This window comes from Pseudomonas sp. ASL7 (assembly GCF_056680375.1).
Map to the genome: position 1 here is coordinate 737003 of NZ_CM155279.1, position 26675 is coordinate 763677.

At 58.2% G+C, this 26675-nt stretch carries 24 protein-coding genes; 12 read left to right on the forward strand and 12 right to left on the reverse strand.

Annotation, left to right across the window (positions count from 1 at the left end):
• Positions 1-121 precede the first annotated feature (121 nt).
• On the forward strand, positions 122-454 hold the full coding sequence (locus AC1MDT_RS03385; RefSeq protein ID WP_480420693.1) for a hypothetical protein: 333 nt from the start codon (positions 122-124) through the stop codon (positions 452-454).
• 385 nt (positions 455-839) lie between these two features.
• Here AC1MDT_RS03385 and AC1MDT_RS03390 read toward each other — a convergent pair whose 3' ends face one another.
• The 3 genes from AC1MDT_RS03390 to AC1MDT_RS03400 form a co-directional block, all read right to left on the reverse strand.
• On the reverse strand, positions 840-1511 hold the full coding sequence (locus AC1MDT_RS03390; protein WP_480420694.1) for a glutathione S-transferase family protein: 672 nt from the start codon (positions 1509-1511) through the stop codon (positions 840-842).
• Between the two features lie 406 nt (positions 1512-1917).
• Positions 1918-2067 carry a hypothetical protein gene (locus AC1MDT_RS03395; RefSeq protein WP_480420695.1) on the reverse strand — a complete coding sequence of 50 codons (150 nt, stop codon included), beginning with the start codon at positions 2065-2067 and terminating at the stop codon, positions 1918-1920.
• 135 nt (positions 2068-2202) lie between these two features.
• Positions 2203-3918, reverse strand: coding sequence for an amidase (locus AC1MDT_RS03400; protein WP_480420696.1), 1716 nt, complete (start codon positions 3916-3918; stop codon positions 2203-2205).
• Between the two features lie 579 nt (positions 3919-4497).
• On the opposite strand from AC1MDT_RS03400, the gene AC1MDT_RS03405 reads away from it, so the two are divergent.
• Positions 4498-4875: a dihydrofolate reductase family protein gene (locus AC1MDT_RS03405; RefSeq protein WP_480420697.1), complete on the forward strand. Its 378-nt coding sequence runs from the start codon at positions 4498-4500 to the stop codon at positions 4873-4875.
• 66 nt (positions 4876-4941) lie between these two features.
• Here the strand turns inward: AC1MDT_RS03405 and AC1MDT_RS03410 are convergent, their stop codons facing one another.
• On the reverse strand, positions 4942-5103 hold the full coding sequence (locus AC1MDT_RS03410) for a DUF2986 domain-containing protein (protein WP_480420698.1): 162 nt from the start codon (positions 5101-5103) through the stop codon (positions 4942-4944).
• Between the two features lie 198 nt (positions 5104-5301).
• Between AC1MDT_RS03410 and AC1MDT_RS03415 the strand changes: the two genes are divergently transcribed.
• From AC1MDT_RS03415 to AC1MDT_RS03425, 3 genes are all read left to right on the forward strand, one after another.
• Positions 5302-8214, forward strand: coding sequence for a sensor domain-containing phosphodiesterase (locus AC1MDT_RS03415; RefSeq protein WP_480420699.1), 2913 nt, complete (start codon positions 5302-5304; stop codon positions 8212-8214).
• A gap of 79 nt (positions 8215-8293) precedes the next feature.
• Positions 8294-8989 (forward strand): tRNA (adenine(22)-N(1))-methyltransferase, encoded by a 696-nt coding sequence (locus AC1MDT_RS03420; protein ID WP_480420700.1) that lies wholly within the window; start codon positions 8294-8296, stop codon positions 8987-8989.
• Between the two features lie 433 nt (positions 8990-9422).
• Entirely contained in the window at positions 9423-9923 is a 501-nt protein-coding gene (locus AC1MDT_RS03425) for a GNAT family N-acetyltransferase (RefSeq protein WP_480420701.1), read from the forward strand.
• Positions 9924-9986: 63 nt separating this feature from the next.
• Here AC1MDT_RS03425 and AC1MDT_RS03430 read toward each other — a convergent pair whose 3' ends face one another.
• On the reverse strand, positions 9987-10367 hold the full coding sequence (locus AC1MDT_RS03430; RefSeq protein ID WP_480420702.1) for a hypothetical protein: 381 nt from the start codon (positions 10365-10367) through the stop codon (positions 9987-9989).
• A gap of 378 nt (positions 10368-10745) precedes the next feature.
• Between AC1MDT_RS03430 and AC1MDT_RS03435 the strand changes: the two genes are divergently transcribed.
• Positions 10746-11318, forward strand: coding sequence for an eCIS core domain-containing protein (locus AC1MDT_RS03435; RefSeq protein ID WP_480420703.1), 573 nt, complete (start codon positions 10746-10748; stop codon positions 11316-11318).
• Positions 11319-11442: 124 nt separating this feature from the next.
• On the opposite strand, the gene AC1MDT_RS03440 is transcribed toward AC1MDT_RS03435, so the two are convergent.
• Complete coding sequence (locus AC1MDT_RS03440) at positions 11443-12345, reverse strand: LysR family transcriptional regulator (protein ID WP_480420704.1); 903 nt, start codon at positions 12343-12345, stop codon at positions 11443-11445.
• A 121-nt stretch (positions 12346-12466) separates the two neighbouring features.
• Between AC1MDT_RS03440 and AC1MDT_RS03445 the strand changes: the two genes are divergently transcribed.
• The 3 genes from AC1MDT_RS03445 (at position 12467) to AC1MDT_RS03455 (ending at position 15258) form a co-directional block, all read left to right on the forward strand.
• Positions 12467-12907 carry a DoxX family protein gene (locus AC1MDT_RS03445; RefSeq protein WP_480420705.1) on the forward strand — a complete coding sequence of 147 codons (441 nt, stop codon included), beginning with the start codon at positions 12467-12469 and terminating at the stop codon, positions 12905-12907.
• Between the two features lie 76 nt (positions 12908-12983).
• A complete protein-coding gene (locus tag AC1MDT_RS03450) occupies positions 12984-13907 on the forward strand; it encodes an NADP-dependent oxidoreductase (protein ID WP_480420706.1) in 924 nt (307 codons plus the stop codon).
• A 445-nt stretch (positions 13908-14352) separates the two neighbouring features.
• Positions 14353-15258, forward strand: a complete 906-nt coding sequence (locus AC1MDT_RS03455; protein ID WP_480420707.1) for an NmrA/HSCARG family protein — start codon at positions 14353-14355, stop codon at positions 15256-15258.
• 18 nt (positions 15259-15276) lie between these two features.
• Here the strand turns inward: AC1MDT_RS03455 and AC1MDT_RS03460 are convergent, their stop codons facing one another.
• Positions 15277-16188 carry a LysR family transcriptional regulator gene (locus AC1MDT_RS03460; RefSeq protein ID WP_480420708.1) on the reverse strand — a complete coding sequence of 304 codons (912 nt, stop codon included), beginning with the start codon at positions 16186-16188 and terminating at the stop codon, positions 15277-15279.
• A 127-nt stretch (positions 16189-16315) separates the two neighbouring features.
• Between AC1MDT_RS03460 and AC1MDT_RS03465 the strand changes: the two genes are divergently transcribed.
• The 3 genes from AC1MDT_RS03465 to AC1MDT_RS03475 all read left to right on the forward strand — a co-directional run bounded on the left by AC1MDT_RS03465 (position 16316) and on the right by AC1MDT_RS03475 (position 18680).
• Positions 16316-17230, forward strand: a complete 915-nt coding sequence (locus tag AC1MDT_RS03465; RefSeq protein WP_480420709.1) for a pirin family protein — start codon at positions 16316-16318, stop codon at positions 17228-17230.
• Positions 17231-17573: 343 nt separating this feature from the next.
• Positions 17574-17879, forward strand: coding sequence for a panthothenate synthetase (locus tag AC1MDT_RS03470; RefSeq protein WP_480422692.1), 306 nt, complete (start codon positions 17574-17576; stop codon positions 17877-17879).
• Positions 17880-18320: 441 nt separating this feature from the next.
• The gene (locus AC1MDT_RS03475) at positions 18321-18680 is read left to right on the forward strand and encodes a DUF6124 family protein (protein ID WP_480420710.1); all 360 of its coding nucleotides are present in this window, start codon (positions 18321-18323) and stop codon (positions 18678-18680) included.
• A gap of 104 nt (positions 18681-18784) precedes the next feature.
• On the opposite strand, the gene AC1MDT_RS03480 is transcribed toward AC1MDT_RS03475, so the two are convergent.
• The 5 genes from AC1MDT_RS03480 to AC1MDT_RS03500 all read right to left on the reverse strand — a co-directional run bounded on the left by AC1MDT_RS03480 (position 18785) and on the right by AC1MDT_RS03500 (position 26621).
• Entirely contained in the window at positions 18785-19945 is a 1161-nt protein-coding gene (locus AC1MDT_RS03480) for an iron-containing alcohol dehydrogenase (protein WP_480420711.1), read from the reverse strand.
• Positions 19946-19948: 3 nt separating this feature from the next.
• Positions 19949-21331, reverse strand: a complete 1383-nt coding sequence (locus AC1MDT_RS03485; RefSeq protein WP_480420712.1) for an aldehyde dehydrogenase family protein — start codon at positions 21329-21331, stop codon at positions 19949-19951.
• A 31-nt stretch (positions 21332-21362) separates the two neighbouring features.
• Positions 21363-22736, reverse strand: a complete 1374-nt coding sequence (locus tag AC1MDT_RS03490; protein ID WP_480420713.1) for a glutamine synthetase family protein — start codon at positions 22734-22736, stop codon at positions 21363-21365.
• A gap of 212 nt (positions 22737-22948) precedes the next feature.
• Entirely contained in the window at positions 22949-23716 is a 768-nt protein-coding gene (locus tag AC1MDT_RS03495; protein ID WP_480420714.1) for a metallophosphoesterase, read from the reverse strand.
• Positions 23717-23816: 100 nt separating this feature from the next.
• Entirely contained in the window at positions 23817-26621 is a 2805-nt protein-coding gene (locus tag AC1MDT_RS03500) for a 2-oxoglutarate dehydrogenase E1 component (RefSeq protein ID WP_480420715.1), read from the reverse strand.
• Positions 26622-26675 lie beyond the last annotated feature (54 nt).

Sequence of the window (26675 nt, forward strand, 5' to 3'; positions counted from 1 at the left end):
TGGTATCAGAAGTGATCGATCAGGGAGAGGTGTTGCAGATGATACCAATTGGCCATCATCTCGGCTAAAGTGTGCACCGCTCGAGAATTGGATCCCGGGCATTTTCTCATGGAGTTGTTCAGTGAAATATCTCAGCAAAGTTGTAGCCGTTGCCCTGTTCGGCCTGGTTTTGGCAGGCTGCACCGGTACCCCGATGAATACCCAGCACTACGACAGCAGCCAATACACCGTCGTCGGCCACAGTGAAGCAAGCGCCACTGGCCTGCTGCTGTTTGGCGTCATCCCGATCCGCCAGAACAGCCGGTTTGTTCGTGCTCAGGACGAGGCGATCAAGGCCAAGGGCGGCGATGCCATGATCAACACCCAAGTGCAGGAAAACTGGTTCTGGGCGTGGGTCCTGACCGGTTACACCACCAAGGTGTCCGGTGATGTGGTCAAGCTGAAAAACATCTGAATTCGGCGTGAAAAGAAGCCCGTTTTTTCAGTGATTCGCCTGGGCTCGGCATGCCCTCGCTCCGGCATTGCTCCGGCCTCTGGGAAAGGGGCAGGCAGCCGAAGCAAAGCAAAGGCAACGGCAAGATCGGCTCCTTGTATGTGGACCGGGAATGTAGGAGCGAGCTTGCTCGCGAAGGACGTTAACGAAAACGCGTTCTTCCTGAATAAACGCGTTGCGCTCAAGTCCATCGCGACCAGGCTCGCTCCCACATAAGAGCAGATTGGTGTACATCCGCTTCTCACCACTCATCAGGCCGAGCGTTAGCTCGCCTGCAGGTTTTATCTCGATGCACCGCCCCCTCGAGGCGACCAAAAAAACGGATATACACCCAATCAAACCCCAACTAACCCCCGGCCAAAAACCGCGAAGGGATCGCATCCACAAACGGATAAAGTGAAAAGTAAGGCCTGGCCTCATCAATAACCCGCTGAAATGAAGGCCTCTGCGTCAACCTGTCGAAATACCCCCTCAAATGCCCATAGCCATCAGGAAACGACACCAGCGTACTGGCATAGAAAAGAGCCGGAGCCGCCGCGCAATCGGCCAGGCTGAACTCCGCACTCGCCACCCAGGTTCTAGACGCCATCTGACGATCGATCATCCCGTATGCCGTCATCAACATGGAGCGCTCCCTGGTCAAATCACCGTTAGCGGCGCGTAACCGATCACCGACAATCGCCTGCAGCGGTTCCTGTACGTAAAGATCAAAAATACGGTCCCACAGACGCACCTCCAGCGAGGTATCCCAATCGTCTGGAATCAGACGTGACCGACCGGCATAGAAGCGATCCAGGTATTCGATAATGACCGTGGTCTCCGGCACGCTGCGCTGTTGCGCATGATCGTGGATCACCGGGAACTTGCCGAGCGGCCATAGCGCTTGAAGCTCCGCCCGGTCCGCATCGTTCCCGAGGTCAATGATCCTCTTCTCGAAATCGACACCGTGCTCATAGAGCGCGATCAGTGCTTTTTGGCAGAACGACGACAGCGGATGGTAGTAGAGCGTCAGCGACATTTTTCAACTCCTCGGCGCAAGGGTGGCGCGCACGGTTGCCACCCAGGAAGACCTTGAAGTATTGGCCAATGTCCGCCGATGCGCGAGGAGCCGTCGCCACTGGGAGCGCGACATGACCCTGGACTATGTCCTTCGGCAAATCGAACACCGAGGCTGGCCGTAACGTGGATCAAAATCGCTTTATCATTAACGACACGATTTCGCTGCTGTAACCGCTAATCCCATAAAAACCCGAGATGTTTCGTCATGCCGTTCACTGTGGGAGCGAGCCTGCTCGCGATGGTCGTTAACGATAACGCGTGTTTACTGGCTAAACGCGGCGCTCTTGAGTCCATCGCGAGCAGGCTCGCTCCCACAGACGACACCATTCGGGTTTGTTTAGGGGCCGTACACTACTTGCCGGTTGTTAATTACCATCCGCAACCTTGCGCTCTATCTCAGCTATTTTTCGCCTGAGTTCTTCGGCTTCCTGTACCTGGGTCGGGGTTAATGGGGGCGTATCGGTTTCGTCAACACTTTCGGGTTCGGGCTCGTTATCACGGTCATCTTTGTTCATGTCGCGTACCTCCAGTGGCCTATACATTGGATGCTGCGGTCATAAGCGAGTTCTGGATTTGTTCCGGCGCTTGCGACCTTTGGTCGGCGGTGATGACTATGCGCAATTGGGGCGTGTGCCCCAATCCCGGCGCTTCTATTTTTTGCCGGCCTGCAGCGGTGGGGTTCGAGGCGGGATCACTCGCTTTGTCCCGGTCGACTCAAACGCTGAAGCAAAGCGCAGCAGCGACGAGTCATCATAGGCGCGACCGGCAAATGTCAGACCGACGGGCATACCGATGTCCGGCATGATGCCCATCGGCACGGTGACCGTGGGAACCCCCAGGTGACGAATGGCGAGGTTGCCGTTGGCGACCCAAATGCCGTTGCTCCACGCGATATCCGCAGACGCTGGATCGACATCGGCATTGGCCGGCGCCACATCGGCGACCGTCGGGAACAACACCGCGTCGAGCCCCAGCCGATCCATCCAGTCTTCGAGGTCGATTCGACGGGTCTGTTCAAGTCCGCGTAGCCCGTCGGGCACTGTGACGATCTGGTCCCACGGCGTGATGCCGCGCTCGGCCATCCTCACGTACTCGTCCATGCCCGCGACGAGGTCACCCTCGCGGTTGGGCAGGGTGCCTGGGTCATGCGGGAAAATCAGCGGCCCGTTCACGTCGACCAGACGGTTCAAGGTCGGATCGCCGTTGGCCCGCAGGAAATCATCGAACGCCCAGGCTGTCAGATCCCACAATTCATGATGAAGGAATTCTTTAGGCACCAGGCCTCGGGTAAATACTGTTGGCGCGCCCGGACGATCACCCTCGCAGTTGGAGACGATCGGGAAATCGACCTCGACCACTTCGGCACCGGCTGCTTCAAGTGCCTGGCGAGCTCGTTCCCACAGCCCGATCACCGAGGCGCGGGTGTTGATTCGCTGACCCGTTGGGCCACCGATACCCGGCGCGTCCGCCGTGCCCGCTTCGGGATCCGCGTTGATGTACATACGAGGAATGCCCAGTCGCTTTCCTGCGAGAGCCTCGGTGTTTACAGCCAGTTCGGCATAGGAGGCAGGACGCACCGAGGTGACACTCGGAATGGGCACCCAGGGTTGCATCCGCCACAGATCACCCCGTGTGTCGGGATCCTCCGCCACCACCACGTCGAGCACTTCCAGGAGGTCCGCCATGGTTCGGGCAAACGGCACGACCACGTCCATCGTTGGCGTCAGCGGCCAGTTCCCGCGCACCGAGATCACCCCGCGCGACGGCGTATAGGCACACAGGCCATTGTTGGAGGCAGGACCGCGTCCGCTCGACCAGGTTTCTTCAGCAAGACCGAAGGCCGCGAAACTGGCGGCGGTTGCGGTCCCTGCGCCATTCGATGAGCCCGATGCGAAAGGCGCGGTGAGGTAGTCAGCGTTGTACGGGCTCTCTGCACGGCCGTAGACCCCACGCTGCATACCGCCGTTCGCCATGGGCGGCATGTTGGTCTTGCCCAGGCAGATCGCCCCGGCAGCGCGCAGCCGTTCGATGGTGAACGCATCACGATAAGCCACCAGGCTCGCGAAGGCCGGACTGCCAGACGCAGCGGTCAGCCCCTTGACCAGATAACTGTCCTTGGCCGTATAAGGAATGCCATCGAGCGGACCCAGCGACTCACCCTTGGCCCGACGGGCGTCGGACGCTTGCGCCTCGTTGAGCGCATCAGGGTTGCGCACCACCACCGCGTTGAGGGCGGTAGGCGTATTGGGGCCGTCGTAGGCGTCAATCCTGGCGAGGTAAGCCTGGACAAGCTCAACCGCCGTTGTCTGGCCAGACTCAAGCGCCGCACGCAGTTCGGCAATGGAAACCTCGGTGACCTCGATCATGCTGTTACCACCGGCTGCTGATGGGGGATTCGGTGAATGTTTCCATCACGGACATCACTTTTTTCAAAATGGATTCTCATATCGACTCTCGTTGCACTGCCTTACGCGACAGGGTCTGGACTTACAACCTGAACCGTCTATTTAACACCGAAGCCGGGACCAGAGGAATTGGTGTAAAGACTCGCCAGCGCTTAGGCGCTTTGGTCATGAGCGCATTCGGTTGATTGCGGCTTGTCACGAGCGATTGCAATCCACAATCCAAAGCGGAGATTGCTGCCTGCGCAAAGCAGCCATACAAAACTTCCAAGACCAAGTCCTCAGGCATCACCGGCGTCGGTGAGGCATGCAAAACATCGCATCGCCCATAGGACTTTTGATAAAACCATAGCCCGCTGTCGTACACCATCTGATGATGGCCGCTGCAAAGGCTTTTGATGGCCTTGGTAGCGGCTTGTGAAACGGCAGGTACGGGGATCACTGCCAGTTACTTCGCCTAAACTGGAATGGAATAAAAGGGTGAAGGCGTAGGGCAAAACTGCTGTCGAGATAGATAGGTTAGGTGTCCATCGAAAGGAGGGCATGAAAATGACACGCGTTCGAGTTGAGGGCTTTACTGTCTCGCTTGACGGATACGGCGCCGTCCAGATGGAAGGCGGAACGACATTTTACTTCGTCACCGGCGGTATTCACGAGGCGCTTGACCGGGCACGCGATGCAGCCAACGGAATGGATGTGCGCATTGGCGGCGGAGCTGACACTATCCAGCAATACCTTCGTGCAGGGCTCATCGATGAGCTGCACATCGCTATCTCGCCGGTCCTGCTGGGCGGGGGCGAGCGACTGTTCGAGGGGGTTGACGCGCGCGCTCTAGGATACGAATGCGTTCAGTTCGTTGCGTCGCAGAAGGCCACCCATGTTGTACTCCGGCGCCAAGGGCACCATGACGATGACGCTTAACAACGTATCGGCACTTGGCGCAGACAATCAGCATGAGAAGGTCCGGTGGTCCTTAGGATGCATAGATCAGCTTTCAGAGGAAATGATTGAGTTGTCACCTGATTCAGTCGCTAGCTTCAAACGGTCAGCTTTACTAATGTATTTGGACTTGCTTGGCGGTGCCAGCTTGGCACTTGCCTTTTTGGCGTGAGCCTTCAATAACTGCTTTATTTTTTTACGACGATTCATATTTTCCTACCCGGCATTGAAAATGCTTGAATGATATCAGCTGAAAATATTGGACCAGATCCCTGTAGCACGCTTTTTGTGAATAGTAGCGAATAAGCTATTGAAAAAATTTTCTATAAGCTTTAAACGGGAAACTCGCTGGCACATTGCTAGCAATCTGTAAGTGAGTATCGCCAGTTTTTGGCTCAGGGAGCGCTGATGAGTTTTCGCCCATTGACCGACACCCCGCGGCAATCGAACGGTTGCGAGGTTGTCGCCTCTCAACCGAAAGGGAACTCGGATACTCTCGGCATGGCCTACGCAGACACCATCGAACAATTGCTGGACTCAGCGCGCAACTGGGCTCATACCACCGCGTGGGTGGTTTACCGCGCCGGCGAACAAATGCATTTAGTCGGGCAGGGCGACCCGCGGGTGCAGTGGCCGTCAATCATTGCCAATGAAGAGTTTGAAGCCTTTTGCCTGACCAGGCGCTTGCACCGCTGGCCGACCGGTAGAGGCGAAAGTGTATTGGGTTGGCTACTCGCGCCAGTCAACGATGCTGCGGAACCCGCACTCGCCGAGTTTGCCCAGCGCCTGGGCATTCAGGTACAGACCGATACGCTTGCCCGTGCGCAGATTACTCAGCGTGTGCTGTATGAAATTACCTACCTGGCCAGTTCGACCCGCGACCGGTCAGTGTTTCTGGTGGGGGTTCACCGGCTGCTGGCCAGCCTGATCGACGCCGAGAACTTCTATCTCGCGCTGTATAACCCGCACACTGGCAAGATTGACTACCCGTATTACGTCGACATCATCGACGTTGATGCCCTGGAGTCCGAGAACTACGAATACCTTGACCCTTCGCACCTGTCGCTGACCGGCCAGGTGTTGACCACTGGCCAGCCATTGCTGATCGACGCCGCCGGCATTCTCGCGGCGCAGGCCGAGGACCGTTTCTACTGCGTGGGAGATCGTCCCGAGTTCTGGATGGGCGCACCGTTGAAAAATGCCTCGGATGAAGTGTTTGGCATGCTTGCGATGCAGGTTTACGAAGTTTCTCGTACCTACAGCGCTGAAGACCGCGCGTTATTTCTGGTGGTGGCCCGCCACGTGGCCATGGCGCTGGACCGGATTCTGCACCGCGAGGACCTGGAAGAGACGGTGATGCGTCGCACTCTGGAGCTTTCGGCACTCAACGACGCATTGAGGCAGGAAGTGGCCGACCGAGAGCGCGCCGAACACCTGCAGAGCGCGCTGTTCCAGATTGCTGAACTGTCGAGCCAGCCTGGCGACATGGCTGAGTTGTTTCAAACCTTGCATGGCATCGTCGGTGATCTGCTGTTCGCGCATAACTTCTACATTGCACTGTTCGACGACGCGACCCGTGAAGTGACCTTTCCTTATTTTGTCGATGAGCGGCAGACGACCTGCCCGCAGGCACGGCGAGGGCAACGGGGCTTGACTGAGTACGTTATCCGTCAGCGTCGACCTTGCCTGATTGACTCCGGCGAGGCTGAGCGATTGTCAGCGCACGGTGAAATCGAAATTGCCGATCAGTCTGTCCGATCCGACTCCTGGCTGGGCATTCCATTGTTCGATGGCGATGTGGTACGTGGCGTGCTTGCGGTGCAAAGCTATACCTCGCAGGTGCGTTATACCCTGCGTGACCAGGAACTGCTGACATTCGTGTCGCGGCACATTGACACAGCGTTGTCGCGACGCACGGCCGCCGAAGCGATCCATGCCGCCAACCTCAAGCTGGAAGCCCGAGTGCAGAACCGCACCCGCGAGCTCGATCACGCCAATGCCAAGTTGCAACACGAAAACACCCATGATGCGCTGACCGGGCTACCGAATCGTACCTGCCTGCAACAGCGCCTCAATCTGGCCTGGTCGCGGTTTGGCAGCGAAGGCGGGCACCTGGCGGTGATGTTTATCGATCTTGACCGTTTCAAGATGGTCAACGACAGCCTCGGCCACCATTTTGGTGACCTGTTGTTGATGCAGGCCGCCCACCGTTTGCGCGGTTGTCTGCGCGACACCGACATGCTGGCGCGCCTGGGTGGCGATGAGTTTTCGGTGCTCGCTCCCGAGGCGCCGCTGGACGTGGTGATCGAAATCGCCGAGCGGATTCTGGTGGCGTTTGACTTGCCGTTTTTCATCAATGGCCATGAAGTTTTTTCATCCTGCAGTATCGGTATTGTCAGCGCCGACAGTCAGTTCCATCACGAGCCGGCTGACTTGCTGCGCGATGCCGATGCGGCGATGTACCGGGTCAAGAGTGCCGGGCGCGACAGCTACGCGGTGTTCAACCAGGAAGTGCGCCGTGAAGTCTCGGACCAGGTTGAGCGTGAAGGGGCCTTGCGCAACGCACTCAAACGTACCGATGAACTGCTGCCGTATTTCCAGCCGATTGTCAGCGTCGAAAGCGGCGAACTGTTGGCCCTTGAAGCGCTGATCCGCTGGCATCAGCCGGGCGGCCGGGTGATCGCGCCGGGCGAGTTTTTGCCGGATGTCGAGGGGCTGCGCCTGATCGGTCGACTGGACTTGTACATGCTCAACAGCATTGCCGTGATCCTCGCACAGCCCCAGCATGCCAATTGGCCTCCAGTGCACGTCAATTGTTCCAGTTACAGCATGACGCGCCCGGACTTCGCCAGTGATGTTCTTGCACTGTTGGCCCGGCACCGGGTCGCTCCATCGCGGATCTGCCTGGAGTTGACCGAAGGTGCGCTGGTGGCTGAGCCAGCCATTGCCCGACTGACCATGCAACAATTGGCCGACAACGGCATGTCGGTGGTGCTCGATGACTTCGGTGCAGGTTTTTCATCCCTGAGCTATGTGCATCAATACCGTTTCAGCGGCTTGAAGATCGACAAGTCGTTCATCTTCGAACTGACCACCAGTTCTCGCAGTCGCGCGATCGTCCGGGCGATTGTGCGGATGGCCGAATCGCTGGACCTCAGCGTGGTGGCCGAAGGTGTCGAGGATGAAGCGACGCTGGACTTGCTGCGCGAAATGGGCGCAGGGCAGGCCCAGGGTTATTATTTCGCCAAGCCGATGGGGTTGGAGGCGTTGTTGGAGAGTTCGCTGGTCGGTCCCTGGAGTTGGTTGGTCGCAGGAATTTGAAATACACGGCGTTGCTCGACACAATCGCCTCCCGATCTGGCCAAAGGTGCCGGTCGTTCGTGGTGAAAAGGGGCTGCAGTTGAACGAACAGACATTGTCCATGCGCCTGGAGCGCGTGGCGGCGCATGTGCCAGCGGGTGCGCGCCTGGCCGATATCGGCTCGGATCACGGCTACCTGCCAGTGGCGTTGATGCGTCGTGGCGCCATCGCGGCGGCGGTGGCCGGCGAGGTGGCATTGACGCCGTTTCGCTCGGCCGAACGTACCGTGCGCGAGAGCGGCCAGGACCAGCGGATCAGCGTGCGCCTGGCGAATGGCCTGGCGGCGATCGAGCCGGGAGACGGGATCACGGCGATCAGCATCTGCGGTATGGGCGGCGAGACGATCCGCGACATCCTCGACAGCGGCAGGGCGCACCTGAGCGGCCAGGAGCGCCTGATCCTGCAGCCCAACGGCGGCGAGCAGCCCCTGCGCCAATGGTTGATGGAAAATGGCTACCGCATCCTCTGCGAGGAAGTGCTGCGGGAAAACCGCTTCGACTACGAAATCATCGTCGCCGAGCGCGCGGGGCCAGTGATGTACACCGCCGAGGAACTGTACTTCGGCCCGCTGCAGATGCAGGCACGCAGCCCGGCGTTCCTGTTCAAGTGGCAGCACATGCTGCGCCAGAAGCAGAAGATCCTGAGCCACTTCGCCCGGGCGCGGCAAGGCGTGCCCGAGGAGAAGGTGCAGGACATCGCGCGGCAGGCCCGGTGGATCACCGAACTGCTGGCTTGAGCCCGGTCCAGGGTTTGTACGAGAAGTCGCCGAGCTTTGATCAGGCAATCGACACCAGGCGAGGAACGATCGGGGGAGCGCTCGACTTTACGGATTGTGAATGAGCATTCCCTCTGGGGGGGTAGGAGCGAGCTTGCTCGCGAAGATGGAACATCCGACACATTTTCTGTGGCTGGACGACCATCGCGAGCAAGCTCGCTCCTACACACAGCCGACCGCAGGCTTCGCCAGTTGCTACCGATCGTGTTGCGGCTTAACTGATCGGCATTAGGCATTAGCGAAATTTTCGTGGGTTTGCGCGAGAGTGCTGAGTCTCTTTGGGGTACGAGATTTAAGATCAAGACAGGTCGCGTTCCAGAGGTGTATCAATGGACGTCGATTGTGGCCAATCACGTGTGTCCGCTTTCGGCCTGAAGCACAGGAGATGTGATGAATGAAGTCATTTAGAGTTCGCGAGCTAAAAAGTACTGATGCTGAAGCGTTGCTGGCGTTCGAAATCCAAAACCGTGAATGGTTCGAATCTCATATTGATGCGCGCGACCCTTCTTTTTACTCATTGCAGGGTGTCGCCGATCATATTGAGTGCTATTTGTCCGATTTTGCTATCGGCGCCTGGCACCCGTTTGTCATCGAAGACTCCAGACAAAAAATAGTGGGTCGAGCCAATTTGAAAAGCATCAATTCACCGAAGCGTTCTGCGCAGGTAGGCTATCGGATTGATCAACACGCTTGCGGGCAGGGACTCGCCACATTGGCGCTGAGACACCTGATTCACGAGGCCCAGACGCGTTGGGAACTTAAGCAACTTGTGGCTTATGTTTATCAGGAAAATGTTGGCTCAAGAAAAGTACTGGGTCGGTGCGGATTCTCGCTTGAACAACCTTCTTGTAACGAGACGGCGGGGGACGAATGTCGATTCGTCCTCTCGATCTAGGTCTATGTTGTTTCAACGGCCGACTAGCCAGTGCTGTCGGCGGATTTATCTCGCGGCTGCGCACTAGCGACGATCGTAGCGGTGATCCTCGTAGCGGTGCTCCATGTCCCGATCATGATGGCGCTCCCAATCACGACGGCGTTCGGCTTCCCGGCGGTCTTGCTCTCTACGCCAGTCTTCTCGGCGCCAATCGTCTCTACGATCGTGCCAACGGCCGTCATGCCAGTACCCGTCGTCGTGGGCAAGCAATGGTCCTGGCTGTTTGCCTTCCATACTGGCCAAGGTCGGCCAAGGATTGCCGGCAGCCTGGACCGGAGCCTGAACGGCTGCGACTTCAGTTGTGAAAACAGGATTTGAGGTCTTCATCTGTGTTGCTGATGCCGAGCTCACTGCCGCAAACGCGAACAGGCCGAGGAGCACCATCCGTGGGACATTAAATTTCATGAGCGAAGACAACCTCTGATTGATAATTGGGCGTGTGGGCATCTGGCTGCGGGAAACCTTCGGGTCGCGCTTACCGAGTTTTTTGTGCTTATCCACATAGACCGATTAAGAGGAAAAAGTTCTAGCGAGCTGCCACATAAATCGCCAACGGCTTTAACGCTCGGCACACTGCGCAGTCAATAATGATGGCGGCCGAGAGGTACTCGCAGCAGCTGCCGCGCAAGCCTGTTTACAAAAGTGGAAGATTCGCAGGAAAGGAGGCCTGTCACTTCCTGCGATTATCCAGGGGGCGCCGGGTTCGGGACTACGCTAAGGCTATGCGGATCTTCGATCAATTGTGATCCACTGTTCGCACTGCGTCCGTCCCTGGAGCGCCCTATGCCGCCCATCACCCCGCGCCTGGTGGCCCTGTTTGTTCTTTGCCTGACTTTTGAACTGCCCGCCCAGACCAACGCCTGCCCAGCTGGCGAGAAACAAGTGTGCCTGGACGGCTGCATCTGTCTGCGAGTGCCTGATGGCATTTACCAGCTCGCGGCACCTGCACTGGCGTTGTGGCTGACTCAAGCCCGCGCTGAAGCAGCCAGCGCCGGCATCCAGCCCATTCCACCGCACATCCGTGAGCAACTGCTGCGCTGGTACGCCCCCAGCGTCCTTGATACCGCGCGCTACAACATCAGCGACAACGGCCAACTCAGTGCCGCCAATGCCATGCTGCAAAATCCCGATGTCGGTGCCGTGACGCTGATCGACATCATCCTCTTCCGGGACGCTCAAACCGCAGAACAGAACGTCGCGCTTTGGGCTCACGAATTAAAACATGTGCAGCAGTATCAGGAATGGGGGGTAGAAGGATTTGCCCAGCGCTATACACAAGATTTCAATGCTGTGGAGGCGCCGGCTTATGCCATACAGGCTGAGGTCAGGCGGGCGGTGCGGGAAGGGACTGACTGAAGGGCCGCGAAGCTGTCTGTCTTACAGGCAGAAAGCAGTCGTTTTATTGAATTGAGTCGCCCAGGTTTCAATGGCTTCATTGACCATGGCACATCGACAAGTAACAGCCTCAAGCGGATGCCTTCTACGCCGAGCTTTGTTGAACGAAGCGGTCAATCAACCACCTCGCGGCGGGACCCGGTGGCAAGTCCGTGCGGTAGATGACGTCGAAGGAATATTTTCCGCTTTTGTATTCCGGTATGTTCAGCAGTACAAGTCGGCCGCTGTCCAGATCTTCCTGGACCATCGGGGCTGGCATGTTCCCCCAACCAATGCCTTCACGCAGCAACATGTGCTTGGCTCCCAGGTCCGCCAGCCGCCATGTGCGGTTACTGAGAACGGCGAAATCCTTGTCTTTGGTCAGGCGTGAGCGATCGGACAGTACCAGTTGAGTGAACTCCCGCCCGGCGCCCGGAACATTCGAGTCGCTTGAAGCCAGCGGATGATTCGGGGCTGCCACCGGTATCAATTCGACACTGCCGACGCCCACTCTTTCGATGCCGCTGATTCCCTCATTCATCGGTCCGCTCACGCCGACGATCGCACCGCGGTTGATCACCAGATCAGTGACGGCACCGAGTGCTTCCATGTGCAGGTGAAGTGCAACCGTAGGGAATTCTTCTCGAAAGGATTTGAGTGCGTCCACGACACGTTCGGCGGGAAGCATCACATCGAGCACGACGTGAACTTCGGCTTCGAGTCCCTGTAGCAGGCCTTTGACCTTGGCGCGCAATCCATGAACACCATTGGCGATGGTTCGGGCTTCGGCTAGAACAGTGCGGCCGGCATCGGTGAGCTGGGGTTTGCGGGTCGTCTGGCGGTCAAACAGCGATACACCGAGCTGCATTTCCAGGTTGGCGATCGAGTAACTGACGACGGAGGTGGCCCGGTGCAGTTTCCTGGCCGCGGCTGCAAAACTGCCGACTTCCACGACCGTCAGGAACACGCGCAGTTGGTCCAGTGTCGGTGTTCCGGGGTCAGAGATCATGCCTATTTCCTCGAACGTAATGATCTAAATTAGCCAGCTATTCAGATTAGATGACGGGGCGCAAGATTTTCCTCACTAGGGCGGTTCATGTCGGATCGCACCCAATTGAAGGAAATACCCCATGTCTACTTCTTCCAACATCGCTCATTCAGCCACTTCTGAACAGAACCGGTCTGACGTGACCCAAGCCTCGGCCTCGTTGATCGGTCGCATTCTGCTCAGCGCAATTTTCATCCTGTCCGGATTTTCGAAACTGGCCGCTCCCGCCATGATGATCGGCTACATCAGCTCCGTAGGCCTTCCGCTTCCGCAGTTGGCGCTGGCGGTGGCGATCATTGTTGAAATCGGTGGTGGCTTGGCGCTGATCGCGGGTTACCGCACCCGCACCGTAGCCGCAGTCCTGGCGCTGTTCAGCGTGTTTACTGCACTGGCTTTCCATAGCGCACTGGGCGATCAAAACCAGTTCATCCACTTCTTCAAGAACATCGCGATGGCCGGTGGCCTGCTGCAGGTCGTGGCCTTCGGCGCCGGTCGTTTCAGCCTCGACGCTCGCCGTCGTTAATTCCCCCTTGCGCTGCGAAGGCCAAGCCCTCGCAGCGCGGTGTTTGTCTCCCGTTTTTTCAATAGTCGAGGTCTCCATGAAAGCCATACGCGTGTACGAATACGGCAACCCTGAAATTTTACGCCTTGAAGAAATTGCAGACCCAGCGGCCGGTGAAGATGAAGTTCTGATCGATGTCGCCGGAGCAGGGGTTAACCCGATTGACTGGAAGATCCTTTCCGGGGCCATGAAAGCGTTCATCCCGTTGACGCTGCCTTTTACACCGGGAATTGAAGTGGCCGGTACCGTCTCCGCGGTAGGGAAGGGCGTCACTGAGTTCAGCATCGGCGATGAAGTGTTCGGCTTCATCAATATCGTCGGCGGTTATGCGACCAAAGCGGTTGCCCAGGTTTCAAAGCTGGCCTTGAAGCCGCATGCTCTCAGTGCGCTACAGGCCAGTGCTGTGCCTGCAACCGCGTTAACGGCGTGGCAAGCACTCACTGAGCATGCCGGCGTGCAACGGCGCCAGAAGGTATTGATCCACGCCGCCGCCGGTGGCGTGGGCAGCATGGCCGTGCAGATTGCCAAGTACCTGGGCGCTGAAGTCTACGCAACGGCCTCTGCACAAAATCATGCCTACCTGAAAGCCCTCGGTGCCGATTACACCATCGACTATACGACTCAGGCCTTTGAGGCGTTGGTGTCCGGCGTCGATGTCGTACTGGATCTGGTGGGCGGCGAAACACAAACCCGTTCGTTTGCGGTCCTGAAAAGAAACGGTGTGTTGGTATCGCCTGTGAGCCTGCCGAACATGTCGCTGGCCAACGACTATGGCGTGACCCCGGCCAACTTTGCCACCCGGTCGGATGGCCGGCAGCTCGCGCTGATTGCCGAACTGTTCGACAAGGGGCACCTCACGGTCGATGTTGAGGCCTACCCCTTGAGCGAAGCGAAAGTGGCGATCGAGAAAAGCATGGGTCGTCATTTACGGGGCAGGCTTGTCCTCGATACCACCCAGTAAGTTATTGCCAGGTTATTAGGAGTGGCCCACCCGCACGGCTGGACCCGGTACTCAGTGGGGCGAGAAATACTGTTTCAAGCCATAGACAAGACCGGCGAAGGGCATGCCGAGCGCGGCGTTGTCGGCCAGCATCTCGACGGCCATAGATGTAGGAGCGAGCTTGGTCCGGGCGGCGTTCCGACGATGGTCGTTAACGATAACGCGTGTTTATTGGCTAAACGCGGCGCTGTTAAGTCCATCGTCGGAACGCCGCCCGGACCAAGCTCGCTCCTACAACAGCATTACCCCATGACCGGTCATTCCTGGCGCACGTGGACGAGTGCAATCCAGTGGTACCGACTAGTCAACCAATCTGCCCATCCCTATTGTTTTAGCCATCGGGTCGTGGGGCTCTGGACGGTCGAACCGACTTCTCCACCCAGAAACTATTTATTGGAGAACAACCATGTCAAACAGCAAAAAGCGCATCGCCGTCGTCGGCGCAACCGGTCATCAGGGCGGCGCCGTTGTGCGCGCGTTGCAGGCGAACGGTCAATTCAAGGTGCGTGCGTTGACGCGCAATCCGGCCAAGCATCCGCAGTTGGCTGACGAGGTCGTGCTGGCGGATCTGAATCGTCCGCAAACACTGAAAGCCGCATTTGCCGGCGCACACGGGGTTTTTCTGGTCACCAATTTCCACGAAGCGGGTACGGACGAGCACAAGCAGGCACTCGCAGCCGTTCTCGCAGCTAAAGAGGCCGGCGTTCAACATTTCATCTGGTCGACGCTGCCGAACGTAGAGACGATCAGCCGCGGCAAGTTCGATGTCCCGCATTTCACGGAAAAAGCAAAAATAGACCTCATCGTGAGTGAGGCCGGATTCGCGCACCACACCTTCGTGATAGCGCCGTTCTTCTATCAAAATCTGCTCGGCGTCATGGCCCCGCAGAAGCAAGCGGATGGGACGATGGGGTGGGCAATGCCACTCGATCCGGAGCCGCGCGTCATTCACATGGGCGACATCACCGAACTCGGACACGTCGTGGTCGGTGCATTCGCGCAGCCTGAACTCGCAGGCAACGGCGAATATTTGCCGCTAGTCGGCGACTTCATGAGCTTCAACGAGGTCATCACCGCGCTGAATCGACTGGGGCACCCTTTCTCGTTCAGGCACATCCCGCAAGAAACGTTTGCCGGCGGGTTCCCTGGCGCCAAGGAAATCGCAGAGATGCTCGCCTACTTCGAGGCCCACACCTACCTCGGTGCGGATTCACGCGACGCAATCGCGCTGGCTAACAGAGTCGCCGGCCGAGAGCCGACGAAGTTTGCCGCGTGGGCTCGGGCAAACTTCGTAATCCCGGTTCCCGCCTGAGGCATTGATTGCCACGCGCTATCGATACACCTCTGGTGTGTCTGCGGCATTCATCTTCTGGATCACCAACCCGATGAACGCCGATACCGCGAGCGGCAGCTGCCGGCGGCTCGGATACAGCACGTTCATGCCGTAGCCGTCAGGCTGGTATTGAGGCAGCACCGGGACGAGCACGCCGGCCTCTACCTCGAGCTTGGCCATCACGGGTGGCAGCAGCGCGATACCCAGCCCGGCCACAGTGGCCTTGCGCAGGGCCTGCGCGGTATTGCCGCTGAAGCGCCCGGCAACTTGCACTTCCTCCTCACCCTGTGGGCCGAGCAAACGCCATGTGGCGTGGCCACTGGGATGCGCGGAAATCACACAATCGTGGTTCACCAGGTCCTGCAGCGTGCGGGGTGAGCCGCGCGCCGCGATGTAGGAGGGACTTGCCACCATCCCGACGCTGCGGGGGGCAAGAATCTGACGACCGACATAACCTGAATCGCGCAGGGACCCGCCGCGAAAGGCAACGTCGATCTGGTCTGCGATCAAGTCGGCCTTCGCGTCGCTGAGCACGAAGTCGAGCCGCACGTGCGGGTGTGCGGCCAGAAACTCGGTCACCCACTCCATCTGGAAGAAGTCGAAGAAGTCGGCCGGAGCCGCCACACGCACCAGGCCACTGGGCTCGTTGCTGCCCGTCAGCAACGCCTGTCCCGCTTCGAACAGGCCATCGACCGCTCCCGCGCAACGCTCATGAAAGCCTTGGCCAGCACTGGTAAGCGTGAGCTTGCGGGTGGAGCGTTGCAGCAGCCGCGTGCCGAGATGCACTTCGAGCTGCTGGACCCGGCGACTCACGGTATTGGGCGGCATGCCCAGCCGTCGCGCCGCCTCTGCAAAGCTGCCGCTGCGTACCACCTGCACAAAAATGGCGATGTCATTGAGGTCGATCATGGCGGGTAATTCCTGGCGCTGGTGGACGAGTGCAATCCAATTGTATCGGCTAATCAAGCAATCGCCCCGGCCCTATTGTTTCAGGCATCAAGCCGCGAGGCGCCCAACTCTCCAATGAGTAATCATCATGACCGTTCAGCAACAACCACACATCGGTATCGACCTCGGCTATACACGCGAAACCGATACCCGTCGCGCAATCAGCTATCGCACCACAGGCAGCGGGCATGGCTCTATTGTCCGATTGATGAGTCCTTCCGATTTTGGCCACCTGATCAAGCCTTTCGTTTTTCTTGACCTGTTTGAAGGCGAGAGTTCATTCATCGGTGGGATGCCAATGCACCCTCACTCGGGAATCGCCACCGTCACCGTCATTACCGAAGGTAATTTGCGCTTCGAGGATGCCGAATCGGGCACGGGGACCCTTGACTATGGTGGTGTTGAATGGATGCGGGCGGGAGGCGGTGTCTGGCACGGCAAGGAAATGTCGGTAGGGACATCGAAGCGGATTCAAGGTTTTCAACTGTGGGTTGCACTACCGCCCGCGTTGGAAAACGCGAGTGTCGACAGCCAATACCTGGAGTCGAGCGTGATGCCTGAAGTGGGGCCTGCACGGGTGATTCTTGGCACGTACCAGGGTGTCAAAAGCCCGGTCCGTTCTCCCGCTGGAATGAACTACCTGTTGGTCACGCTACGTGCCGGGGAATCCTGGACTTATGTTCCACCCAATGGGCATGAGTCATTGTGGTTGAGTGTCAGCCGGGGAGCTCTTTTCGCCCCCGGGCTGGTCAACGCTGGAGAACTGGTCATCTTTGAAGCCGGTAGCGGTGCGGTTACGCTGAAGGCCATGCAAAAAGACACGGTTTTCGTGATCGGTTCAGCGGAACCTCATCCCTATGAACTTGCGCTGGGAAATTACTCCGTGCACACCAACCCGCAAGCCTTGCGTGCGGGAGAGGCAAAGATTGCAGAGATTGGCGTTCGGTTGCGCGAGTACCTGCAAACGCCAAACAGGTCAGCTAACGTGCCCGTATTCAAGTAACCCGGCCGACCCGGCTGTTCGATGTGATCAACTGTAGGAGCGAGCTTGCTCGCGATGGTTGTTAACGATAACGCGTGTTTATTGGCTAAACGCGGCGCTCTTAAGTCCATCGTCGGAACGCCGCCCGGAGCAAGCTCGCTCCTACAACAGCATTACCCCATGGTCGGTCATTCCTGGCGCAGGTGGACGGGCTCAGCCGTTCGCCTTCATGACCGCTCGTAACCCTGCACGAGGGTTAGTTCTCACTTGGCTATTCTTGACAACACGAATGTATGGCCGACGCCGGCAGAGCCAGAAGCAAAGGTCTGGCTACAGGGTTACCAGTTGAACAGAGGATTGAATGATGAAGATGTTACTTATGGTTGAGTGCCCTAATGAACCCTTCAACTCCCTTGTCAAAGCCGGGAAGGTGGGCGAGGTTATTGAGCGTATCCTGGAAAGCATCAAGCCGGAGGCGGCGTACTTTACTGAGCAAGATGGAATGCGCGGTGGGATTTTTCTGGTCGACGTACAAGACTCAGCCGACATCCCCGCTTATGCGGAACCGTTTTTTCTCAACTTCAACGCCAGCTGCAAATTCCGTATTGTGCTGAGCCCGCAGGATCTGCAAAAGGCCGGTCTGGAGACGCTCGGGCAAAAGTGGGCGTGATGAGTTCGTCCGTTGCCCCTTCGTCATAAGACGCGTATCGAGGTCCTGACCCTCTGTAGGACGTGCGCGTACGATCAATCAACATTGCGAGAGGGCGCGTGTTTAAGCGCCCTCAAGCTTACTTCCTGAAAGCTACAAAACCTTGCGCCGTTGCCTACGGTTACGCCAGAATCCGCCGGCTTGTGCGCCTTGGGCTCGCTCGGTAACTTGATCCCCGTCACTGCCCATCAGTGATCGGGTTTAGTCGCCCGGGGTGATACGAAGCGCATTTGCATTCCAAACAGTCAGGTCATTTCGTTGCCTGCACTTCATGGTAGCTGTGCGCAGGGCGCCTTCGGGCGCGCCGGTTTCGTGTCTCCCCCGGTCGACTAACCTGCGCACAGCTGCCACCCCTCGTTTAGTCGCAAGTCGGTGACGGCTCCACGTTTTGGAGCACGAAATATGATAAAGCCTTCACCAAACCCGCCAGACACCGATCCGGCATCCCCGTACGAACCCGACTCAAACAAACTCAACGAAGCCGCCGAACGCGCCCTCGATTTTCACTTCCCCTCCACTGCCGACATCAAAGCCAAACCGCGTACACCCAGCACTCTGTTTACCGTGGACCCAGAGGTCACGACCGAAACCCTGATGGTTTACCTGGTCGAAACGCTGGCCTCGGTCGATGTGATGGTCCATCACTTGGTGGATCTTCTAGAGGGTGGGTCGCGCAATGCCCTGCTGGGTATTTCAAACAGCATCATGCTGGCGGAGATCACGGCGAACCGGGTGCTGGATCAAATCGACCCACCTGAGTAACCGCTGTCGTAGGAGCCGAGCTTGCTCGCGATGGACTCAAGGGCGACGCGTTTATTCAGAAAGCACGCGTTATCGTTAACGTCCATCGCGAGCAAGCTCGGCTCCTACAGACGGCCGTGGTATGCCGCCTCGAAAATCTCTGCCGCGCCGGTCCGTGTCAACGGCAGCGGGTTGCCGCCAGCTGAGGGATCGACAATTGCCATGTCCGCGATCAGATCGGCTTGCCGATCATCCACCCCCAGTTCAAACAGCGTATGGGGCACGGCGATGTCCTTGCGCAATTTGAGGACGAAGGCCAGGAAACTGTCGAAGCCGGGAGAGGGCAGGCGCAAATAGGCCGCCAGGCGTGTGAGGCGTTCTTCAATGGCCGGGCGATTGAATTTCAGTACATAGGGCATCAAGGTGGCGTTAGTCATGCCGTGGTGGGTGTCGTACAGCGCGCCAATCGGATGCGCGAGGGCATGCATCCCGCCCAGGCCTTTCTGGAAGGCGGTGGCGCCCATTGCGGCAGCCGCCAGCATTTGCCCTCGGGCATCAAGGTCGGAAGGGGTGTGGACGGCCCGCACCAACGCATTGGCCACCAGGCGCATCCCTTCCACTGCGATGCCATCGGCCATGGGATGGAAACCGGGCGCGCAGTACGACTCCAGGCAGTGCGCTAGCGCATCCATGCCCGTGCCTGCGGTGACTTTTGCCGGCATGCCAACGGTGAGGGCCGGGTCGCTGATCACCACGCGCGGCATCATCTTCGGGTGGAAGATGATGCGTTTGGTGTGCGTACCTTCGTCGATGATCACGGCTGCACGGCCGACTTCGGAGCCCGTCCCCGCAGTGGTCGGCACCGCAATGATCGGGGCGATGCTGCATTCGTCGGCACGGGTCCAGTAATCGCCGATGTCTTCGAAATCCCACACCGGTCGGGTCTGGCCGCTCATGAACGCGATGAGTTTGCCCATGTCCAGGCCGCTGCCGCCACCGAAGGCGATCACGCCATCGTGTTTACCGGCGCGCCAGGCATCGAGGCCGCCTGCCAGGTTGGCTTCAACAGGATTGGGCTTGAGGTCACAAAACAGCGTTACGCCAAGGCCGGCAGCGCGCAGGGCGTCCAGCGCCGCCGTGGTGATCGGGGCACGCGCCAGGCCGCTGTCGGTGACCAGCAACGGTCGCTGGATACCCTGGCTGCGACAGACTTCGGCCAGTTCGGTGATGCGACCGACACCGAAACGAATGCTCGTGGGGTAGTTCCAGTTTCCAGTCAGGCTCATGGTCTATACCTCGTGGCGCAGATGGAAGGATTTAGCGCGGGTCAGGTGCTCGTAACCCAGGCGCGACAGCGTGACGCCGCGTCCGCTGTTCTTCGCCCCGGTCCAGGCCAATGCCGGGTCCAGGTAATCACAGCGGTTCATGAACACGGTGCCGGTGTCGATCTCGTTGCCCACGCGTTCGGCGGCGGCGAGGTCTTGTGTCCAAATGGAGGCGCTGAGTCCAAACTCACTGTCGTTCATCAAGGCGATGGCCTCGTCATCGCTGGCCACCGGCATGATGCCGACCACCGGACCAAAGCTTTCATCGCGCATGACTGACATTTGATGGGTGACGTCGACTAACACTTGCGGGGCGAGGTAAGCGCTGCCCGGCGCGTCAGCAGGAAAGGTCGATGGATCGATCAGCGCTTTCGCCCCCTTCGACAGCGCCTCGGCGATCTGCCCGCGAATGAATTCAGCCGCGCTCGGTGAAACCAGCGGGCCCAGCGTGGTGGCTGGGTCCAGTGGGTTGCCCAGCACGTATTGGCGGGTCAGGGCGACAAAGCGCTCGACAAAAACCGGGTAAATTTTTGCATCGACATAAATGCGTTCGACGGCACAACAGCTTTGCCCGGAATTAAAGAAGCTGCCGTCCACCAGATTTTCCACCGCATGCTCGAGGTTGGCATCTGCCCGGACGTAGGCCGGGTCTTTGCCGCCGAGTTCCAGACCCATGCCGAGGAAGTGTCCCGAGGCGGCGCTTTCCATGGCCTTGCCGGCCTCCACCGAACCGGTGAAGTTCACCTGTTGCACCCGTCCAGAGCTAATGATCGCCGCGGTATAGGTATGACTCAGCAGCAGGTTTTGGAACAGCCCTTCGGGCAGCTTGGCGCGGCGAAATGCCTCGGCGAAACGCTCACCGACCAGCAGCGTTTGCGAGGCGTGTTTGAGGATGACGCTGTTGCCGGCCATCAGCGCCGGGATGATCGTATTCACTGCCGTCAGGTACGGATAATTCCAGGGCGCGACGACCAGCACCGTACCCAGCGGCTCGCGTTTGATATAGCGCCGAAAAGCCGCGACAGGCGCGGGTTCTATCGCGGCCAATGCTTCAGGCGCAATGGCGATCATATGACGGGCCCGTTCTTCGAAACCGCGCAGCTCGCCGGCGCCAAAGTGTACCGGGCGGCCCATTTGCCAGGCCAGTTCCGGCACGATGTCGTCTTTCATCGCCAGCATCGCGTCCACGGCGGCGCTGCATAAGGCGGCACGTTCGCTCAGCGGGCGGCGTTTCCATAAGGCCTGGGCGGTGGCGGCCGCCGTCAGCGCCTGCTCGACCTGCGCAGCATTGGCACGCTGGCGTTCGACGTAGACCTGGCCATCGACCGGAGAGATGAGTTGAATCATTGCAGTCTCGCTCTTCTCGATAATGAAGGTCTCAATAGCGCTCGAAACCGCGCTGCAGTTCCCAGTCGGTGATCCGGCGGTCGTACTCTTTTTGCTCCCATTCGGCGGTGTGCACGTAGTGATCGATCACGTCATCACCGAACGCCTCGCGCAACATGGCCGAGCCCTTGAGTGCAGCGCAGGCATCGCGCAGGGTCTTCGACACTTCAGGCAGATGCTCATCCAGATAGGCATCGCCTTCAAAGGGCGGCGCCAGGCTGAGCTTTTCGTCTATGCCGGCCAGGCCTGCGGCGATCAACGCGGCGAAGGCCAGGTAAGGGTTGAGATCGGCGCCGCCGACGCGACATTCGATGCGGATGGCTTTGCTGCCTTCTGCACACAAACGAAAGCCCGCCGTGCGATTGTCCAGACTCCACACCGCTCGTGTCGGCGCGAAGGTGCCGGCCTGAAAGCGCTTGTACGAATTGATGTAAGGCGCGAGAAAACAGGTGATGTCGTTCGCGTATTTGAGCTGCCCGGCCACCCAGGAGCGCATCAGTGCCGACATGCCGAATTCAGCTTTTGCGTCAAAGAACAGCGGCTTTTTGGCGTTCTTGTCCCACAGCGAATTATGGATATGGCTGCTGGAACCGGCGGCGTCATAGCGCCACTTGGCCATGAACGTGATTGCCTTGCCCTGCAATTGCGCGATCTCTTTGCAGGCGTGCTTGATGATGACGTGATGGTCGGCCATGGTCAGGGCATCGGCATAACGGATATTGATTTCTTCCTGGCCCGGCCCCCATTCACCCTTGGAGTTTTCCACGGGAATGCCCGAGGCCTGCAAATGCTTGCGAATCGCCCGCAGCACCGGTTCCTCGCGGGTGGTCTGCAGGATGTTGTAGTCCTCGATGTAATGACCGGCCGTTTTCGGTTTGTGGTAGTTGCGCTGGTGGATGGCCTCGTAGCTCTCGTCGAACAGATAGAACTCCAGTTCCGAGGCAAACATGCCGGTGTAGCCGCGCTTGCGCAGTCGCTCAATCTGTTTTTTCAGAATCGCTCGCGGGCTGTGCGGCAAATCCTGCCGATGGTGATGGTCGAGCACGTCGCACAGCACCAGCGCCGTGCACTCCAGCCAGGGCACGCGGCGCAGCGTGGACATGTCCGGTTTGAGTACAAAATCGCCATAGCCTTTGCTCCAACTGGCCGCGGCATAACCCGGCACCGGTTCCATGTCGATGTCGTCGGCCAGCAGGTAATTGCAGCAGTGGGTTTCTTCATGACCGCTGTCGATGAAAAACTCGACCTGGAATCGCTTGCCAACCAGTCGCCCCTGCATATCGACCATGCAGACCAATACGGTATCGATTTCGCCGGAGGCCGCGGCGCGCTTGAGTGCTTCGAAACTGAGAAGGGGCTCGGTCATCACGTCAATCCTGCGTGAATGATGTGGGATTCCTGAAATAGCTATTGCAGACGCTCTTCAGAAAAACCCAAACCTGCAGGAGCGAGCATCGTGAGCAATAAGCTGCTCAAAGCTTAGCTTACTGTTGCTTTTCGCAAGTCTGGGTCATCAAAAACGGCTGGACCGGACCGGGCAGTGCGCAGGTTGCAACGAGGTATTTGCCGTGTGTCGCCTCAGGTGTCCAGCTCAATCACGTAGGCGCTATTAAATTGAGGATTTTCATTAATGCCATTTTTGGCGTAGCCCCGGGCGTTGCAAATGACCCGGGTATTGCCCACCCGATAGTCAAAGCTCCCATGCGTATGGCCATGTAGCCAAAGTGCTGGCTGCCAGTCGTTGATCCGCTCCTCCAGGTCTGAAACAAAACTCGCGTTAATGGGCGAACGCTCAAAAAGCGGGCTTATGCTCAAACGTGTCGGTGCGAAATGGGAAATCACCACCGTGGGCGTAGTGCTGTCGTTGGCGAAGCAGGCGTCCAGCCAGGCGATTGTCTGTAAAAAAATGTATTGGGACATTGCCGGACTGAACGGGTCTGGAAAATCGGGCGCGATTTTTATGTGGGTGAAGTCCCGGATGAGCTGCGTAGCCAGATCAATACCGTCTGCCCGACCCTCGGCAGCATCGAAAAGACGATAGTCAGACCACAGGGTGCAACCCAGGAACCGCACCCCGTTGTGGACATGCTCCGAACGTTCCAACACATGGATCTGTGTACCTTGCGACAACCTGTTCAAGTGTTCGTAGGTGGAGATCAAGTCACTGCCATAAAACTCGTGATTCCCGGCCACGTACACGACCGGTGTCGGGCATGATTTTGCCCACTCAATGGCCGCAGCCGGTCGGGCGATGTCGCCGGCGAGGACAACAATATCGGCATCCACCTCGGGAAAAGGTAATGCGTCGACCGACAAGTGGATATCCGACAGCAAGGCGATGCGCATAGACCAGCTCCTGCCTGTTTTGAAGGACAGCCCATTCAACATAAGCCTGGCTGCTGCCTCCCGTCGCAAGAGGCGACGAGAGGGAGCATAACGCGTCCGATCAAGCGAACGCGCTTTGAATGATCAAGCGTTGTTGCTCAACGTGCATCGTCATGTTGCCGGGTGCCGTGGAGGCACTTGGGGGTGGTCCTGCGTAACGAAGCGTGGCCGACTCAGGGGTGATTTCACGCAGATAATCATCGACGAATTTCCAGGCCCCTTGATTACGGGCTTCCTCCTGGCACCAGACCACCGACTTCAATTGTGGGTAGCGGCCGAACTCATTGGCCAACGCTTCGCCAGGAAACGGATAGAGCTGCTCCAGGCGGACAAAGGCGATATGTTCGGCGTTGACAGCGCGGTGGTGTGCCGATAGTTCATAGTAGATTTTTCCGGAGCAGACGATCACACAGGTAACCTTTTGATCTTGCGCAGGCGCCGCGGACGGCTCCCCGATGACCTCCTGAAAAGCCCCCTCAGAGAACGCCTCCAGTTCACTCACGGCTTCTGGATGCCTCAACAAGGATTTCGGTGTCATCACAATCAAGGGGCGGGGGCTGGAGTGCAAAGCCTGACGTCGCAGCAAATGGTAGAACTGAACCGGCGTCGTGGGCTGGCATACACGCATGTTGTCTTGTGCGCACAACTGCAGGTAGCGCTCCAGTCTGGCTGAAGCGTGTTCCGGTCCCTGACCTTCTTGCCCGTGCGGCAATAACATGGTCAATGCACTGTGCTGACCCCATTTGGCAGCGCCAGCGGCAATGAACTGATCGATGACGACCTGGGCGCCGTTGGCAAAGTCACCGAATTGAGCTTCCCACAGTACCAGCGCATCAGGGCGACCAATGGTGTATCCGTATTCAAAGGCCAGGACCGCCGCTTCCGATAATACCGAGTTGATCACCGTGAAATGACCCTGTGACCCTTGGGCCAGATGATCCAAAGGCCGATATTTGCCCTGTCCGCGTACTTCACGATTCTGTGGATTCAAAACGGCGTGCCGGTGGCTAAAAGTGCCTCGCTCGCAATCTTCGCCACTGAGCCTCACATCGACACCCGCAGACAACACCGATGCGAAAGCAAGGTGTTCACCCATGCCCCAATCCAGCGGTTTTGAACCGATAGCCATCTCGTGCCGACTATTGATGACCTTGGCCACAAGCGGGTGCAATTTGAGATCGGCAGGAAGCTCAGAGACACGGGCAGCCAGCGCTTTGATTTGCTCCAGTGTCGGGGCGGAGTAGGGGGTTGGGTCCGTCCCGGCAGCCTTGGCGTCGGTTGCAGTAGTTGCCTTTACTCCGCCAGGTCGAGCGTTATCCAGGCCGTCGCGATAAGCCTTGGCAATGGATACAACCTGCTCGTCAGTGACCAGTCCCGAGGCGACCAATTTATTGGCATAGAGCTGACGTATACCTGGATGGGTACTGATCGAGCGGTACATCAGCGGCTGAGTAATGTGGGGGGTGTCTTGCTCTTGATGACCGTGGCGCCTGAAGCAGACCAGGTCGATAACCACGCTTTTGCCAAACGCTTTGCGAAAATCGAGTGCCAGTTGCACCGCATGGACGACGGCCTCGGGATCATCGCCGTTCACGTGCAGCACCGGCGCCTCAATCATCTTTGCGATGTCGGTGCAGAAAAACGAGGACCGGCTTTCTTGTGGATCAGAAGTGGTAAAGCCAATCTGATTGTTTACAACGATGTGCACGGTACCGCCGGTGCCATAGCCTTTGGTGTAACTCAGGCTCAGCGTCTCCATGACGACACCTTGACCGGAAATGGCCGTATCGCCATGTATCTCCACAGGCAGCACGCTGTCACGCTGGGAGGTCGGGTACTGCTCGCTTTGCGCGCGCGCCATGCCTTGAACAACCGGGTTAACGATTTCCAGATGAGAAGGGTTGAATGCCAAGGCGACTTTGACCACACCGTTTTCCGTCTCGATGTTTCTCGTCAAACCTTTGTGGTACTTCACATCACCTGCTGGCAAGACATTCGTCGCTTTGTTATCAAATTCGTCGAACAGGTCCGCCGCGGGCTTACCCACCGTGTTCACCAACACATTCAAGCGACCACGGTGAGCCATACCCATGACGACATCACGCACACCATTTTTTGCGCCATGGTTGATCAGCTCGTCCAGAAGGACGATCAGGGATTCACCGCCTTCCAGCGAATATCGTTTTTGGCCGGTGTAGCGAATATGCAGGTATTTCTCGAAACCTTCCGCAGCAGAAAGCCGCTCAAGAATGCGCAGTTTTTTCTCGGCACCGAGCGCGGGTATTGATCGTGTGGACTCCAGGCGGCGCTGCCACCAATCGCGTTGCAAGGGGTCGCTCAGGTACATGAACTCTGTGCCTAACGTTGCGCAGTACGTGGCCTCTAATGCGGCCACCAGGTCAGCAACGGGCGCTTCACCTTCCCAGAATGAGTGACTTGGCAGCTCGATTTTTTTTGCCAGGTCGGCGCTTTCCAACCCATGAAACACCGGTGACAGCTCCAGCATGACCGGTAATGGAGCCCATCGTAGAGGGTCAAGATTGGCCCTGCGTGCGCCGACCATTCGAAACGCCGTGATTAATGACTGCGCTGCCAATTGTCTGCGAGTGCCTTCCAGGTCGGGCGCGGCGACTGCCAATGCCCTGCGCCCGGCACGTCGTGCCAGCTGCACAAATTGCTCAACGACAGGCGCGTGCGCGATGTCGTCTGTGTGAGGCTCACCCTTTCCGAGCGGCGCCCGAAGTGACTCAAAATAGGTGCGCCATTGATCAGGAACCGCTAAGGAGTCACCGAGAAACTGCTCATACAACTCTTCAACGTAGGCGGCATTCCCGCCGTACAAGACTGAAGTTTTTGGGCTTTGCATCGTGACTCCTCGTTTTCTACCGTGCTCGAATGGTGAGAGCGATGCTAACGAAGA